The organism is Sporolactobacillus putidus, assembly GCF_014647035.1.
GTDB lineage: Bacteria > Bacillota > Bacilli > Bacillales > Sporolactobacillaceae > Sporolactobacillus > Sporolactobacillus putidus.
Map to the genome: position 1 here is coordinate 15,285 of NZ_BMOK01000001.1, position 15,275 is coordinate 30,559.

Genomic DNA, 15,275 nt, shown 5'->3' on the forward strand with positions numbered 1-15,275 from the left:
ATCAGCTATTTAGAACCGTTCCGATCATCTTCAGCGTTTTGAGGCAGTCTGCTCGCTTCAATATAACGGCCTCAGTCTCTCTCGTCTGTTCGAGCGACTGCAGGATCAGTTGCAGTTTCGCTTCGCGGAGAGCCCACTTCTTTCGAAAGACGGGGGTTTGATTTCTGATCAGGACCGGTCCCATCATCAATTCTTCATCGGTCAAACGAGCTTCTCCGGTCAAACATCGTTTAGCTTTAATGATTTCATAAAAGTGAGGGGACTCTTCGACAATGGCTTCGTCGGTTATCGACCAGCCACCAGAGGCAAGCCACGCACGGCAGCCCGGCTCCCGGATATTCGGCTGCAGGATCAGCGTTGTTTCTTCGGCGAGCTTCGCACGGCCGCGCTCCAGAATGTCCGTGATCAGTTCTCCGCCCATTCCGGCGATGACAATAACCTTTGCTTCTCCGGGCTCAATGACATCCAGCCCGTCCCCCAGTCTGACAGAAACCGAATCGGCCATACCCAGTGCCTGAACATTAGAAAGCGATTGACTGAAAGGACCTTCTCTTACTTCGCCGGCAATCGCCTTTATAGCAATCCCTTCCTGTACAGCACGGCAAGGAAGATGTGCGTGATCCGATCCAATATCGGCCAGCACGGCATTTTTTGGAATAAGCGACATGACAGTCTGAAGTCTTTTGGACAAGTGTATCGTTTGCATGAGTCACAATCCTTAATCTTAGCGCTTGCAGATTCCCTGCTATCTTACCACAATCCGTTACGATTCCCAACCTTCCGGATCAGGCAAGAAAAAGCAAAATACCTGATTCCGAAAACATCTCGTTACAATCGCTTGCGGGAGCTCTCTATTGATAACGTTTTCAATTTGGTTTAAAATAAGAATATATACAGTGTCATTAGTGTGAAAGACTTTTTTTATCAGCTATTCTTCAAATTAAGGGTCACATTTTCTGACGGTGATTTGCAAGTTGGCTGAAAAGTCATTAAAATAAAGGATATAGAGCTTATCTCTTTCATTTTTTAGGTAAAAAAAACTCGCCCCCTTTTCAGGGAGCAAGCGATTAGCTTGGGCTTTTAGTCCAAAAAGTCTTTCAATTGCTTGCTTCTGCTTGGATGGCGAAGTTTTCTCAGAGCTTTCGCCTCAATCTGTCTGATACGTTCTCTTGTCACTCCAAAAACTTTGCCGACTTCTTCAAGTGTCCGTGTTCTGCCGTCGTCCAGGCCGAAACGCAGTCTCAGAACATTTTCTTCCCGATCCGTCAGCGTATCCAGAACATCTTCCAGCTGTTCTTTCAAAAGTTCATAAGCCGCGGCATCAGAAGGCGCCTTGGCGTCCTGATCTTCAATGAAATCACCGAGATGGGAATCGTCTTCTTCACCGATCGGTGTTTCAAGCGACACCGGCTCCTGAGCGATTTTCAGAATCTCCCTGACTTTATCCGGCGACAGGTCCATCTCTTTGCCAATCTCTTCAGGAGTTGGTTCACGGCCGAGATCCTGCAGCTGCTGTCTTTGGACGCGGATCAGCTTATTGATGGTCTCAACCATGTGGACGGGAATACGGATGGTTCTGGCCTGGTCTGCAATAGCGCGGGTTATGGCCTGACGGATCCACCAAGTCGCGTACGTGCTGAACTTGAATCCTTTTGTATAATCGAATTTCTCAACCGCTTTAATCAGTCCCATATTGCCTTCCTGGATAAGATCAAGAAACAGCATGCCGCGACCGACATAGCGCTTGGCGATGCTGACAACCAGCCTGAGGTTTGCCTCTGCAAGCCGCCTTTTTGCCTCCTCATCGCCGGCATTGATCCGTTTGGCGAGAGCGATTTCTTCATCTGCAGAGAGCAGGTCTACACGCCCGATTTCCTTGAGATACATCCTGACCGGATCATTAATCTTAACGCCCGGAGGAACGCTAAGATCATTTAAATCAAATTCTTCTTCCTTGTGCTTTTCATCAGAACCGGGTTCGTCAGATTCATCAGCGATGTCGATGCCTTGATCGGCAAGCATCTCATAGAATTCATCCATCTGTTCCGGTTCTTGATCAAATGGCGCAAGACGATTCGCAATTTCCTGGTACGTCAGAGAACCCCGCTTCTTTCCTAATTCAAAAAGCTGTTCTTTTTCCTGATCCGCGGTCAGTTCCTGCTCCGTCCTGCTTGCTTTGCCAGCCATTTGACCCCCTCCTTCCGAGTACTATTCTTGCTCAGCATTGTGAGCGTTCAACTGCTTCTTTATGCCGATGATTTCGGACACAAGCTGGGCAGCCAGCTGGTAATGGCCGCTTTGCTCCGCCTGCTTTCTTTCCTCTTCTTTGTCCGCAATCACTGCCGCTTTGGAATGCTTGATGACCTGATGAATACAATCTTCAATTTCTCTTTCTTCCGCCTGATCGCTCATTGGTATCATGGATAATTCCACAGCTTTCTGCTGAAGACCGGGGTCTTCAAGGCGCTGGATAAACAGTCCTTCGTCAGGCGGATTGCCTTCCTCATAATAGGCGTACAGGTACGCGGCTAATGCCTGATGCAGTTCAATGGCAAAAGTGCCGCCCAGCATATCCCGAACATGCTCCGTAACTTTCCTGCTTCTCATCATCCTTGCGAGCAGCCTTCGCTCAGCCATTTCATAAGCAGGTGCAATCCGGTCCGGACGGTTTAAGATGACAGGGCGCTCACGATCCCGCCGTTCCTCCTGCCTTTTTGCCGCTTTGTACATTTGCATTTCCTGCCTCTTCAGCGCATCCAGAGAAATCGAAAATTCTTCAGCAAGCAATCTCAGATAATGGTCACGTTCCACCGCCCTTTTCAGAGTACTGATCTCCTTCAATACTTCTTCGATGTAGAGCAGCCGATCTCCTTCATCAACCAGATTCCTTTTTCTTCTGAAGTAATCCATCTTGAAAGTCATCAGTGTCTGGCTTGCCCCTATTACATCACTTTTAAAACGTTCGCCGCCAAACTTGCGAATGTAGTCATCGGGGTCAAATCCTTCAGGCATTTTTGCGATTTTCACAATTTTATTACTTTCCTGAAACATGGCCGCAGCGCGAAAACTTGCTTCAATCCCGGCAGTGTCCGAATCATAGCAGATGATAATAGTCTCCGCCGCCCTGAAAAGCATCGCCGCCTGTTCTTCGGTCAGCGACGTTCCCATTGAAGCGACGCTGTTCGTTACACCGGCCTGATGTGCTCTGATTACATCGACATAGCCTTCCAGAAGCACCGCCTGATTGCTTTTCCGGATCGACTGTCTCGCCAGATGATAACCGTACAGAATTTTCCCCTTGTGAAACAGTGAAGACTCCGGTGTATTCAGATACTTCGGTTTTTCATCCCCAAGTGTTCTTCCAGCAAAGGCAACCGTCTGCCCTCTAGGATTGAAAATCGGGAAAATGATCCGGTTGCGGAAGCGGTCAAAATATTTGTTATCAAATCCGCGTTTACCGATCAGCCCGGCTTTCTCCATCTGTCCGAGATTCACCTGCCTTCTTTCCAGCAGGGAAGTGGCCGTATCCCAGCTGTCTATCGCATAGCCCAGTTGAAAACGTTCGATCATGTCTTTTGTGAAGCCGCGATCATTCAGGTAGTTCATGCCGGATTTGCCAAATTTTGCAGTCGCCAGCAAATAATGATAGAATTTCGTTAACAGGTCCATACCTTCGGAAAGTTGTTTCTTACTTTGATCCCTTGCGTCTCCGCCTGCGGACGTTTTTGAAAGAGAGGGGCCCAGATCGATTTTAGCCTTGTCTGCGAGAAACTGCGCCGCCTCTGAGAAGGACATCCCTTCAATTTCCATAATGAAGGTGAACAGATTTCCTCCCGCACCACATCCGAAGCAATGATAAAGCTGTTTATCCGGAGACACGGAAAAAGAAGGAGTGCGCTCACTGTGAAAGGGGCATAAGCCTACGAAGTTCCTCCCTTGTTTTCTCAGCTGAACATAGTCGCCGACAATATCGACAATATCCAGAGACTTTCTGATCTTCTCAATTGTGTCTTCATGCAGTCGCACTTGGTCATGCACCACCAACATTATTACTTATTTATATCCTAATGATCTAAACGGCATAACAAATTTGTCAGAGCAACTGAAAAATTTTTCCGGTCTTTCTCTGTGAACGGCTTCGGACCCCTAATTCTTCGCCCTGTGGCAAGCGATTTTCGGGACAGGTACCGCCTGTTCAGAATTTCCGGAATATCCCTCTCCGCGATCTCCTTTCCCCGATCGGATAGAACGGACACACCGCGGCAGGCAAGCAGGCTTGCAAGCCCCATATCCTGTGTGACGACGGCATCTCCCGGCCCAGCATGGTTCAGAATATAGAGATCGGCCGCCTCCTTCTCCTGATCCACAAATACCCATGTCGATTGCCGGTCGGGACTGAAACTGGCGTAAGAAGCAACAAAGACGGGTTGAACACCGAACGATTTTACACTGTCCATAATTTCTTTCTTAACCGGGCACGCATCTGCATCGACATATAACGTGAATTTATTCACCATAATTAATTCTCTAACTTCCGTTGTAAATCCTTCTTGTCTTTTTATGTTTTTATATTGCAAATATTGTCAAAATCACCGAGTATCCCTTAAATAGTGTTACTTGATGCGCATTTCTTTTCCCCATCAGAAAAAGAAACAGCAGCATGCTTCCCAAACGCCTGCAGAACGGAGAAAACGTGAAGAAAATCAGGCGATTTCGCTCATGTACTTCAGTATTTCATTGGCGGTCTCCTCGACTGCACGCAGGGACACATCGATCACTCTGCAGCCTACGCGCTGAACAATCTCATCAAAGTATCTTAGCTCTTCATTAATACGGTCAGAGTTCGCATAATTTGCCCCTCCATCAAGTCCGAGTGCGGCAAGACGTTCCATGCGGATCGAATTCAGGCGTTCGGTACTGATTTTCAGTCCGAAGCATCGTTTCGGGTCGATTTTAAAGAGTTCTTCAGGAGGATCAACTTCCGGAACGATGGGAACGTTCGCCACTTTGTATTTTTTGACTGCGAGAAATTGTGAAAGCGGCGTTTTGGACGTCCGAGAAATGCCGATCAGTACGATATCCGCAAATAGAATCCCTCGCTGGTCTTTACAATCATCGTATTTTACCGCAAACTCGATGGCTTCAATTTTTCGAAAATAATCTTCATCCAGCTGATGTGAAAGTCCGGGTTCTCCCAAGGGCTGTTTCCCGAGAAAATTGCTCAATCCGCTAACCATCTCGCTCATCAGATCGAGATACTGGATCCCTGCTTCCTTAGCTTTTACCGTAAAATAGCGGCTTAAATTCGCCATGACCAAAGTGAACACAACAAAAGCGTGATCTTTTTTTGCCGAAACAATGAGATCATCTATTTTTTTTGTATCGCGGACAAATGAAAACTGTTCGATTTCAACATTCATCTGTCCGAACTGACTTGCTGCCGCCCAAACGACCGATTCGGCGGTTTCGCCAAGAGAATCGGAAACAACATAGATCAGATGGCGTTCAGTCATTTACATCCCTCCCAAATACGAATATTCTTCGTTCCTCAAGGTGAAGCAACGAGAGGATTGTCTTGGATTACTCAGCAGCTCCCCTGGCCAGCTCGACAAAGGCCTTGGTAATGTTCGTCTTCGTCATACGCCCGATAACCTCCAGACCGTCCCCTTTTGTCCGGACAACCGGCAAGGCATCGATTTCTCTGGAAATAAGAAGTTCGGCGACGTCGATCACGGCATCGTCGCTGCGGCAAAAGGTGATATTGGGCATACGGGACATAATCACGCTGATCGGTACATGATTCATATCCTGAGACCCGATCGCCGTACGTAAAAGATCTTTCCGTGACAGAACACCGGAAAGCAGACCTTGATCATTAACAACGAAAAGGGAACCGACGTCTTCTAGAAACATGGTACACACGGCTTCGTAAGCTGACGAAGATTCCTTTGCGACAACCGGAAGAGACTGGTAATTCCTTACTTCCATTTTCTGAATCTGCTCGGACAGCAATGTAAAAGGCGTCTGTCCTGTATAAAAATAGCCGACACGCGGCCTCGCGTCAAGAAAACCGGCCATAGTTAAAATGGCGAGGTCCGGCCGAAGCGTCGCGCGCGTTACATTCAGTCTCTCAGCAATCTGCTCTCCGGTTACCGGCGCCCCCTCTTTCACAATTTCGATAATCTTATTTTGCCGCTCATTCAGTTCCATCCGACTCCCCTGCCCTTTCATATCTCTATGTACAACCCATGACAACCTTATCAGCCGCTTGTCCCGGTTCCCGATCGGACCCGCGATTGGAATTTTCACTCGGTCCGAAACCTGGACAACTGGTCGATAAAGCGTCTGGCACGCAGTTTCAGTCCCGCGTTTTGTTCATAGTAAATAGTAATCAATGACTCGATTTCTTTTATCGTTTCGCGCTTCAGTGACACATGTCCGATCCGTGCAATCGGAATATGCTTAAAAAGCGGCAGCAGTCGGCCGGCCGTTACCGAAACTGAAATTGCATAGGGGTCCGTATCCGAGCAGTCGGGACAAAGAACACCCCCTCCCGATACAGAAAATTTGTAATGTTCACTTTGCCGGCCGCAGCGAAGGCAGCGGTCCACTTCCGGATCAATTCCGGCAACACGCATCATTTTCACCGCATAAATCGCTGCCAGCACGGGCGCGTCCGTTCCCTTCTCCATCAACAGCAGTGTATCCCGGAGTGTATGATAAAGCCCGGTGTAAACTTTGCCTTCTTCAGTCAGCCTGTCTGTCAGCTCAAGCATTACGGCCGCATAACCTGTTTTTTCAATATCCTCCCTGATTCGCCTGAAAGGATTCAGCGCCTCGGCCTGATACAGCATGCCAAGGCCCCTGCCTTTTTGGAAGAGACAGAGGCCGTAGAAAAGCACATGACTAACCGCAGAAAGAGAGCTCTTTGGTTTTTTAGCTCCCCTTGCCATCAGCCCGATTTTTCCGAATTCTTCGGTAAAGAGGGTAACAATTTTATTTGTTTCCCCATAATCAACTGTGCGAATGATGATGCCTTCCGCTTTGATCATCAAAGCGATCACCCGTTTCTCTTATCTCACTGCCTTTTGAGTCACCCGGCGGGTTCGGATACGCCCGGCAGGGTCCCCTCCGCAGGTTCTTGTTCATCTTTTTGTTCCATTTCCTTCATCAGAAGATAGAAATCAATGCTTCCAGTCATACAAAAAATTCTCCAAGTTAAGTCTAACATGAGTTTCTCATCCTTCCCATTTTTCCGCCTCATCTATAGCGTTTACGAAAAAGGTGGAATCATGAGAAGAAATGATTGTTAATTGGGTTCCGGACTTGGCAGTCTCCGTTACTCTTCCTGGCTGATATAGCCGAAGTTTTTCAGCTCTTCCTCTTTATCGCGCCAGTCTTTGTCGACCTTCACCCACAGCTCGAGAAAGACTTTTGAGCCGATCAGCGCTTCAATTTCCTTTCTGGCAAGTGTACCGATTTTTTTCAGCATACTGCCTGCCTTTCCGATGATAATTCCTTTCTGCGATGGCCGCTCCACGATAATCGTTGCCTGAATATCAACGATGCCCCGTTCTTTATCATGTTTCATCTGTTCAATAATCACAGCGATAGAATGAGGAACCTCATCTCGAGTCAGCTGAAGAATTTTTTCTCTGATCAGCTCTGAGGCGATAAACCGTTCCGGATGGTCGGTCACCTGATCGTCGGGATAATATTTCGGACCGTCTGGCAAATAGCCGCGGATCTGCTTCATTAATGTGCCGGTGTTTTGTCCCAGCAGCGCGGACACCGGAACGATTTCAGCAAAGTCATATAATTGCCGGTAACGTCCGATGAGCGGGAGCAGATCATCCGGGTGTACCTTATCGATTTTATTGACGACAAGAAAAACAGGGGAATCGGCTTTCTCCAGAAAATCAATGATAAACTGGTCGCCTCTCCCGTAACCCTTCTCCGCGTCGATAATAAAGAGGATCAGATCCACTTCATTGAGTGTGGCCAGTGCCATCGCCGTCATGACTTCCCCGAGTCTGTGTTTCGGTTTATGTATTCCCGGTGTATCTATAAAAATAACCTGTTCCTCATCCGTCGTGTAAATACCGTGAATCTTATTTCGTGTCGTCTGCGCCTTGTCGCTCATGATCGCGATTTTCTGCCCCAGAATGTGATTCAGAAGCGTTGATTTTCCGACATTCGGTCTGCCGATGATCGCCGCAAAACCGGATTTAAATGATTCGCTCATTTTTTCATATCCCCCGCTTCAAAAGCGCCCGGAAGCAATTCGTTAACCGAGGTCACCATTGTTAGACCGGCGGTATTGGCTAGAATAACCCGCATTTCCGGCGGACAGAGTTCGCTCATCACTTGCCGGCATGCGCCACACGGCGGAACCGGCCTTTCTCCGCCCGAAATGACGGCCAGCGCCGCATACTCGCGCTCGCCCTCGGAAAACGCTTTGAAAATTGCCGTCCGCTCCGCACAGTTGCACACTGAAAAAGCGGCATTTTCAATATTGAATCCGGTGAAAACTTTGCCGGATTTAGTTAAAAGCGCGGCGCCTACATGATAATGTGAGTAGGGCACATAAGCGTTTTTCATTGCTTCCTGGGCTGTTTCAATGAGTTGTTTATCTTCCATTTTTCCCACCCTTTTCTTTTAGAACGGATTAATGCAACGTGTTGTACACGATGAAAAAATAAATAACGGCCGCCATGACGGAAAACCACCATACGGCTGCTGCGGCCGTATCTTTTGCCGCTTTCGCCATCGGATGGCGTTCTTTAGTGACGAGATCGACGAGGCGTTCAACCGCTGTGTTCACCAGTTCCAGGCTGATGACACCGCCGATCAGAGCAAAAATGATCAGCATGTCCGTCAGAGGGACATGAATCATGAGTGAAAAAATGATCACGACTGCAGCGGCGAACAGCTGAATATGAATATTGCGCTCTTGGAAAAGGGCGAGACGAAATCCGGAAATAGCGTCTTTGAAACTTTCTGAAAGATGTTTATGTTTTCTTCTTCCGTACTTTTCCATAGTCAGATCCTTTTCAATCCAAAAGAAGAAAGGATGTTTTCCTGAAGACCGAACATTTCCTCTTCTTCCGCTTTCGTGTTATGATCGAAGCCAAGAAGGTGTAGCAGACCATGTATGATGAGAAACCCGAGTTCACGCTCAAATGAATGGTTGTAGGTTTCGGCCTGTTCACGGGCTCTGTCGATCGAAACGATAATGTCGCCCAGGACGCGAGGTTCCCCTTCCTCCAATATAATCGGAACCTCGTCCTCTTCCATTTCCTCCAGAGCGAAAGAGATCACATCTGTCGGCTTGTCGATCCCGCGATAGGCACGGTTGATTTCCTGAATCCTCGGATTCGTGACGAAAGTCAGAGAGCATTCGATTTCTCCCTTCAGATCCAGCACGCCAGCAGCATGGTCGATCAGCCGGATCACCCATTGCTGAAGCCCATCGGTGACCTCGCCCGTCTCATCATGCATGTCAATCGTCATCGTCATTTCTCGTCCACCTTTTTCATTTTTAGTTCTTTTGGATACTCAATACGCGAATGATAGACACCCCTCAGTGTCTCATCTATCGATTTTTCGACTTTTTTCAAATCGCTCAGCGTGATGTCGCATTCATCAAACTGACCGTCGCTCAGGCGGTCATTGAAAATGCTCTTCACCAGATTCTCCACCTTGACCGGCGTCGGCTTTTTCATAGAACGCACCGCCGCTTCGATGCTGTCGGCGAGTTCAACGACGGCCGCCTCCCTCGTCTGCACCTTCGGACCCGGATAGCGGAACTCGCTTTCCGGAATCGGCTGGTCGCTCTGCTCCTGAGCCTTTGCATAGAAGTAGCGGAGAAGTGTTGTGCCGTGATGCTGTTCGGCAACGTCAATAATTTCCTTTGGCATATGATGTTTGCGCAAAATATCGGCCCCGTCATAAGGATGAGAAAAGATAATCGTCCGGCTCAGCTGAGGAGAAATCTTCTCGTGCGGATTCACTCCATCAAGTTGATTCTCAACAAAAAACCTCGGGCGTTTCGTTTTGCCGATGTCATGATAATACGCGGCAACCCTGGCAAGAAGACCGTTCGCTCCGATCGCTTCGCATGCCCGTTCCGCAAGATTAGCCACCATGACGCTGTGATGGTAAGTTCCGGGCGCCTCGAGCAATATTTTTCTCAGGAGGGGCTGGCCCGGGTTGGACAATTCAATCAGCCGCATCGGCGACAAAATATCGAATCCAGCCTCAAACAGCGGCATCACGCCGTTCGCCAGTATCACCGACAGGAAACCTGAAAGAAAAGCGAAGCCCAGGGTCATCCCCGTTCCGGAAAGCGAAAACGGCGCGTTTTGAAACATCATCAGGGAAAGGACAGCCAGCACATTAACAAAGGCGATCATTCCGCCTGTCAGGAAAATCTTTGGACGGGTCTGCTTCCTTCTTAGTACCATTGCCCCGGCGAGCGAAGAAAAAAGCAGATAAATGCCCATCGGCGCGTCAAAGAGAGAGGCTTTCACACTGATCCCGAATATCACGCTTCCGACCAGAGAGAGAAGCATACTTGAAACAATGGCCATACGCTCGTTCAGCAGCATACGGATCAAAAGAGGGCCGAGGGCGATCGGTATGACATCTGCTAATCCGGCGACATTTGCCAGTCTGAGATAGCTGCAGATTTTAATGATCGCGGCCATACCAAGAAAAATCAGAACGTAAACGCCGAGGTATTTTAATGGCGTTTTCTCACTCGTTGTTTTAAACCGATGAAATTCGAACCAGATCACGGCTGTAATGAATGAGGTAAGTAATAGCAGGCCGATAAACGGAATAATATTAAAGTGTTCGTCCATTAGTCCGACCAGATTCAACTGCCTGATCATATCACTCGTAACCAGTTCGCCTTTTCTGACAATCACTTCCCCCTGGTGAATGACGATATTGCTGACGTTATTGGCAGCCTCCTGCTTGTTCCGTTTTGTTGCCGTCGGATCAAAGGTGTAGTTGGCGGTGATATAGGCGCGCAGTACTTCGTTCAGCGCGCTTCGCATACTGTCGTCCAATACGGAGGATGGGAGCGAAGCCGAGGCTTTCGTTTGCACGCTCTCCAGATCATTCCAGCCGACTTTTCCGCTCATTGCTTCATAGATGCTTGTGCTTGTGATGTCCTGGGCAATTTGAAGATTATGGTCCGATGCCGTCATCAGCGTTTTCAGTGTCGTGTCTGAAATTTTGAAGTCCGGCGATGGAGACAGTCTGTTGGAAACTTTCTGAATGGCGGCGTTCAGCTCTGCAGGAGTCGACTGCGCCGTTATATTATTTTCTTTTCTTATTGAGGAGACCGTATCAAAAAGGTCTCCGGCTTTCTCAACCTGAATAAGGGCGAGATTGCTGTTATATACATAAGCGGAAGGGGTCGCCCCCATCACTTCCTGTTTTTTTGCTTCCGTTGCCTGCGTGTCGACGGCATCGATCGGCGACTGAATATCGCTCGGCGCAATTTCATGGAGACGGACATTGGGATTTTTCGGCATAACACTGCCGATCATCAGTACATAAAGAACAATACCGACAATCGCATAAATCCCCCAATTGGCGACATACCTGGCAAAAAATTTTTTCAGCTGACCTTTAATAAGGAACGATGGTGTCATTGCGCTGCCTCCAAAACTTTGCTGATGAAGTAAGTCACCGATGAACAGATGGCCATAGCCTTTTTCCGGAAACGGGCCTTCCTCTCAGGAAAAATCCATTTCTGTTTGCCGGCCGATCTGTCAGTCTCCGTAGGCCCGAATAATTTTCTGTACCAGCGGATGACGGACGACATCCGTACTGTGCAGGTCAATAAAAGCAATGCCGTCGATATTCGCCAGCAATTCTCTGGCCGTCTTCAGCCCCGACTTTTTTCCTTTCGGAAGGTCTACCTGAGTCACGTCGCCCGTAATGATCATTTTCGAGCCGAAACCAAGGCGGGTCAGGAACATCTTCATCTGTTCCTGAGTCGTATTCTGGGCTTCATCGAGGATAACATAAGCATCCTCCAGTGTCCTCCCCCTCATGTAGGCCAGCGGGGCAATCTCGATCGTTCCTCTTTCGATCAGCCTAAGCGTATGCTCTGCGCCCAGCACATCGTGGAGTGCGTCATAGAGGGGGCGAAGGTAAGGATCCACTTTCTCTTTTAGGTCGCCCGGAAGGAACCCCAGGCTTTCTCCCGCCTCCACAGCAGGCCGGGTCAGAATCAGACGCTTCACTTTTCCGGCCTTCATAGCGGTGACGGCCATTACAACGGCAAGATAGGTCTTCCCTGTTCCGGCGGGGCCGATGGCGAACACCATATCATGTTTTTTGATGGCCTGGATATATTTTTGCTGTCCGAGTGTTTTAGCGCGGATCGGCTTCCCCTTCGCATTGGTCGTGATTTCCGTTTCATACAAATCGCCGAATGCATCCAGCTGGCCGTCCTCAGCCATTTTCAGAGCATAGACGGCGTCCCGTTCCGAGATGGAAATGCCGCGCCGGATCAACTGCAAAAGAGCCCTGAGTACCTGCTCAACCTTCCGGACATCGCTCTGATTTTCTGTAGAGACACTGACCGCACCGCCGCGCGTCACGATGGAAATCCCCAGCGTCTTTTCGATAATCTTCAGGTTTGCATCCCCCGGACCAAACAGCATCAGCGCTTCATTTACATTATCCCAGTCTATAGAAATCCCATATAATTGGCGTTCTGGCAAGCTCTAATTGTCCTCCTCAAAATCAGATCACTTTTTCTCATTTTACCATACGTGAGCGTTTAAATTCCAATCGGTTTTCACTCAAAGCCTGGGGCCCTGTTTTTTACATGCGGAAAGCCGATATCTTGGAAAGAAAAGACAAAGTATTTGCGTTTCCGGAGCGCTTATTTATTTCGCTTTCATGTTTTTCTGTTCTTTCGCCGGATCGATCGGTTGCGGAATGGCAATATTTTCATAGACAATATAATGGATTCGAACGGTCAGCTTGCCGCTTTCCATCCGCTTATCTTCAATTGTCGAAGAGACAATTTCCGAATCGTCGGGAAGTTCGTTCAATAACTTTTTTTCTGCCGTTTCCTTTGCTTCACTAAGTGCCTCATTTTCCTTCAGGCTGCGCATAACCGTTTGTTTTTCTCTGTAAAGCATCTGCTCGTAGGAAACGGGAAGCTCCCAAATCAGAAAGCGGAGCGGCTTGCGGATGACTTCTTTATCGTAGTTCTTAAACGATTCTGCTTTAAATCCCCAGATTGGTAGAGACCAGCCCCAAAAAACGAGGCGATGTTGAGTGGCCGATTTCCCCGTGTACAGAGTATAACGGCTTTTCATCGGTATGGCAGTTTCGGACTGGTACCATGTCTCACCGATGACTTTCCCATTGGCAGAGACAAATTTCGGTTCGTTTTCATTTCCAATTCTGCCGAGAACAAGAATCTGTCCGGGTTTGACGAACTGATTGCTTTCGACGACAGGCTGTCCGGTTTCAACAAACATATTGTGTATGACCGCCTGTTTTGCGGCGACAAGATTTCTGGGCCCCGCTGTTTCTATCTTTTTCGGGTATTTTTTTTGAACCACATCAATTCGATAGCTGGTTCCATCCTGTGAAACACCGATCCATGTGACATTGATCAGCTTTGCGGACAATTTGGATTCCAGCTGATCGGTTGCAGGGACGAAAAACTCAAGAGAGCCGACATAAAGATGATCATTCTTCAATAATGAACGGATCTGCTCTTCGAGTTTCGGGTCTGCGCCGTTCACCTCAACATCCCATACCATATTCGACAAAGTCAATAACAGCACCAAAAAAAAGAACAGCCCCGCGACCATTCCGAGACGCGATCTGATGCTTCCCCACAGGAATGGAACCCCCTTTTTATCCAGAATACGCATTCGGCTTCCGGTTTCCTTAAGTATTTTTTTTAATTTTCCCGCCTCAGTAAGCTCAATATAGCAAATGAGGGTTGTCTCATTTTTGCGCCTGACTTGCCACATCCGGATGCCCTCCTCAGCACAGCGGGTAATAAACCGCTCGGTCTCCGCACCCGTAATAGCCGCTTTCAGATAGCCTCCTGTACGCTGAATCTGATGTTTCAATACCACCGCACCCCCTTTCAGTCATCGACAAACCGAACATCCTTCACGCGGCCTTCAAGATATATCTCTTTTTCCAGAATGGTTTCTAAAACAAACTCTTCACCGGTGATGTGAAGCTGGCCGTTTTGTACCGCCAGTTTCAGCTCGTTTTTTGAAAATGCCAGAACCCCTTTGTGATTCTCTATAGAGAGATGAAACTGACCGATCAGTGTGATTCTCGGTAAGTCCATCACAACATCGGCGGGTATGTCGGAGACAGCCGCAAACCATTTCTTAAACCGAGCGGTCCATTTTTTCATAATCTCTCTCCACCTCTTTACAACCTTATGTACCAGTCAGTCCTCCTAGCACACTGAATCTTGATCATTCGTCATGGAATACAGTCCGAAAAAAGCGAAACATTTTTGAACACTCCCTAGAAATAAAAAACAAAAGAAGATTTTTTTGAAGACCGATATTTTTCCGCAACGGCCGATATATGTTTAGGTTCGGATTCCCTTGAGCGTTCTGCAGAAAGTTAAAGGACAGTTATTCACAAGTCGATATTTGATAATTTCCCAGACAATAAAAAATCCGGCGGCACATTCACTGAATCTAAATGTGCTGCCGGGCTGTCTAAAGCGCTGTCTACTGTTCTATGAATTTTTATTTTTTAGTGAGTGTTCCGTTTTCTGAAGTAAGCATGCGGTTCAAGTGCCCGCGGTTTGCCGATGCACACAGCAAAAAGAAAAGCCTGACGGACTCTGCGCCGGTCTCCGGTCCATCCGGGTCTTACTTTTTCAGAAGAAGTTCCGGAAACATTTCTACCAGGAATACGCCGTCTGGAGGAGGGCATTGTTTTTTGTTCCGACCGGGCGAGCCGATCGCTTGCTTCCTGAAGAAGCGTTCTCCGTTCCGTGCTTCCCGTGGTACGCTCACGTAGCGGTTCTGTATCAGGTTCGCCATTCTCGGCATTCTCTTCGGAAGTCATGGACAGGTGCCGTTCTCCTTGAGCCTGATCTGCAGGCGGGAATACGGCCGTACGCCGTCCTCTCCTTGCTTCACGCCGCGCTCTCTCCTGCGCGTTCTGCTTTTCCACCGATCTCGCAACATAAAAAATAAAAGCGATCACGGCAAATATAATCCAGACAAATCCCATCAGCCGAACACCCC

The 15,275-nt window shown here is 48.2% G+C and carries 17 protein-coding genes; all 17 read right to left on the bottom strand.

Annotation, left to right across the window (positions count from 1 at the left end):
- Window position 1: 1 nt before the first annotated feature.
- The 17 genes from IEX81_RS00120 to IEX81_RS00200 all read right to left on the bottom strand — a co-directional run bounded on the left by IEX81_RS00120 (window position 2) and on the right by IEX81_RS00200 (window position 15,261).
- A complete protein-coding gene (locus IEX81_RS00120; RefSeq protein ID WP_188800564.1) occupies window positions 2-706 on the bottom strand; it encodes a tRNA (adenine(22)-N(1))-methyltransferase in 705 nt (234 codons plus the stop codon).
- Window positions 707-1,080: 374 nt separating this feature from the next.
- Window positions 1,081-2,187 carry an RNA polymerase sigma factor RpoD gene (rpoD, locus tag IEX81_RS00125; protein WP_188800566.1) on the bottom strand — a complete coding sequence of 369 codons (1,107 nt, stop codon included), beginning with the start codon at window positions 2,185-2,187 and terminating at the stop codon, window positions 1,081-1,083.
- A gap of 21 nt (window positions 2,188-2,208) precedes the next feature.
- Window positions 2,209-4,047, bottom strand: a complete 1,839-nt coding sequence (gene dnaG, locus IEX81_RS00130) for a DNA primase (RefSeq protein ID WP_188800568.1) — start codon at window positions 4,045-4,047, stop codon at window positions 2,209-2,211.
- Between the two features lie 17 nt (window positions 4,048-4,064).
- Window positions 4,065-4,517: a YaiI/YqxD family protein gene (locus IEX81_RS00135; RefSeq protein WP_188800570.1), complete on the bottom strand. Its 453-nt coding sequence runs from the start codon at window positions 4,515-4,517 to the stop codon at window positions 4,065-4,067.
- Between the two features lie 186 nt (window positions 4,518-4,703).
- Window positions 4,704-5,513 carry a pyruvate, water dikinase regulatory protein gene (locus tag IEX81_RS00140; protein ID WP_188800571.1) on the bottom strand — a complete coding sequence of 270 codons (810 nt, stop codon included), beginning with the start codon at window positions 5,511-5,513 and terminating at the stop codon, window positions 4,704-4,706.
- Window positions 5,514-5,580: 67 nt separating this feature from the next.
- Window positions 5,581-6,210, bottom strand: a complete 630-nt coding sequence (gene ccpN, locus IEX81_RS00145; RefSeq protein ID WP_188800573.1) for a transcriptional regulator CcpN — start codon at window positions 6,208-6,210, stop codon at window positions 5,581-5,583.
- A gap of 95 nt (window positions 6,211-6,305) precedes the next feature.
- Window positions 6,306-7,052 (bottom strand): DNA repair protein RecO, encoded by a 747-nt coding sequence (gene recO, locus IEX81_RS00150; RefSeq protein WP_188800575.1) that lies wholly within the window; start codon window positions 7,050-7,052, stop codon window positions 6,306-6,308.
- A gap of 41 nt (window positions 7,053-7,093) precedes the next feature.
- Window positions 7,094-7,231 carry a YqzL family protein gene (locus IEX81_RS00155; protein WP_188800577.1) on the bottom strand — a complete coding sequence of 46 codons (138 nt, stop codon included), beginning with the start codon at window positions 7,229-7,231 and terminating at the stop codon, window positions 7,094-7,096.
- A 108-nt stretch (window positions 7,232-7,339) separates the two neighbouring features.
- Window positions 7,340-8,245 (bottom strand): GTPase Era, encoded by a 906-nt coding sequence (era, locus tag IEX81_RS00160; RefSeq protein ID WP_188800579.1) that lies wholly within the window; start codon window positions 8,243-8,245, stop codon window positions 7,340-7,342.
- Window positions 8,242-8,640, bottom strand: a complete 399-nt coding sequence (locus IEX81_RS00165; RefSeq protein ID WP_188800581.1) for a cytidine deaminase — start codon at window positions 8,638-8,640, stop codon at window positions 8,242-8,244. The genes era and IEX81_RS00165 overlap by 4 nt, the downstream gene beginning before the upstream one ends.
- Window positions 8,641-8,668: 28 nt before the next feature.
- On the bottom strand, window positions 8,669-9,040 hold the full coding sequence (locus tag IEX81_RS00170; RefSeq protein WP_188800583.1) for a diacylglycerol kinase family protein: 372 nt from the start codon (window positions 9,038-9,040) through the stop codon (window positions 8,669-8,671).
- Window positions 9,041-9,042: 2 nt separating this feature from the next.
- Window positions 9,043-9,519, bottom strand: a complete 477-nt coding sequence (ybeY, locus tag IEX81_RS00175) for an rRNA maturation RNase YbeY (RefSeq protein ID WP_188800585.1) — start codon at window positions 9,517-9,519, stop codon at window positions 9,043-9,045.
- Window positions 9,516-11,666, bottom strand: a complete 2,151-nt coding sequence (locus IEX81_RS00180) for an HD family phosphohydrolase (RefSeq protein WP_188800587.1) — start codon at window positions 11,664-11,666, stop codon at window positions 9,516-9,518. The genes ybeY and IEX81_RS00180 overlap by 4 nt, the downstream gene beginning before the upstream one ends.
- Window positions 11,667-11,786: 120 nt before the next feature.
- Window positions 11,787-12,746, bottom strand: a complete 960-nt coding sequence (locus IEX81_RS00185) for a PhoH family protein (protein ID WP_229727407.1) — start codon at window positions 12,744-12,746, stop codon at window positions 11,787-11,789.
- Between the two features lie 168 nt (window positions 12,747-12,914).
- Window positions 12,915-14,123, bottom strand: a complete 1,209-nt coding sequence (gene yqfD, locus IEX81_RS00190) for a sporulation protein YqfD (RefSeq protein ID WP_188800590.1) — start codon at window positions 14,121-14,123, stop codon at window positions 12,915-12,917.
- A gap of 17 nt (window positions 14,124-14,140) precedes the next feature.
- Entirely contained in the window at window positions 14,141-14,422 is a 282-nt protein-coding gene (yqfC, locus tag IEX81_RS00195) for a sporulation protein YqfC (RefSeq protein WP_188800592.1), read from the bottom strand.
- A 353-nt stretch (window positions 14,423-14,775) separates the two neighbouring features.
- Complete coding sequence (locus tag IEX81_RS00200; protein WP_188800594.1) at window positions 14,776-15,261, bottom strand: hypothetical protein; 486 nt, start codon at window positions 15,259-15,261, stop codon at window positions 14,776-14,778.
- Window positions 15,262-15,275: the final 14 nt, after the last annotated feature.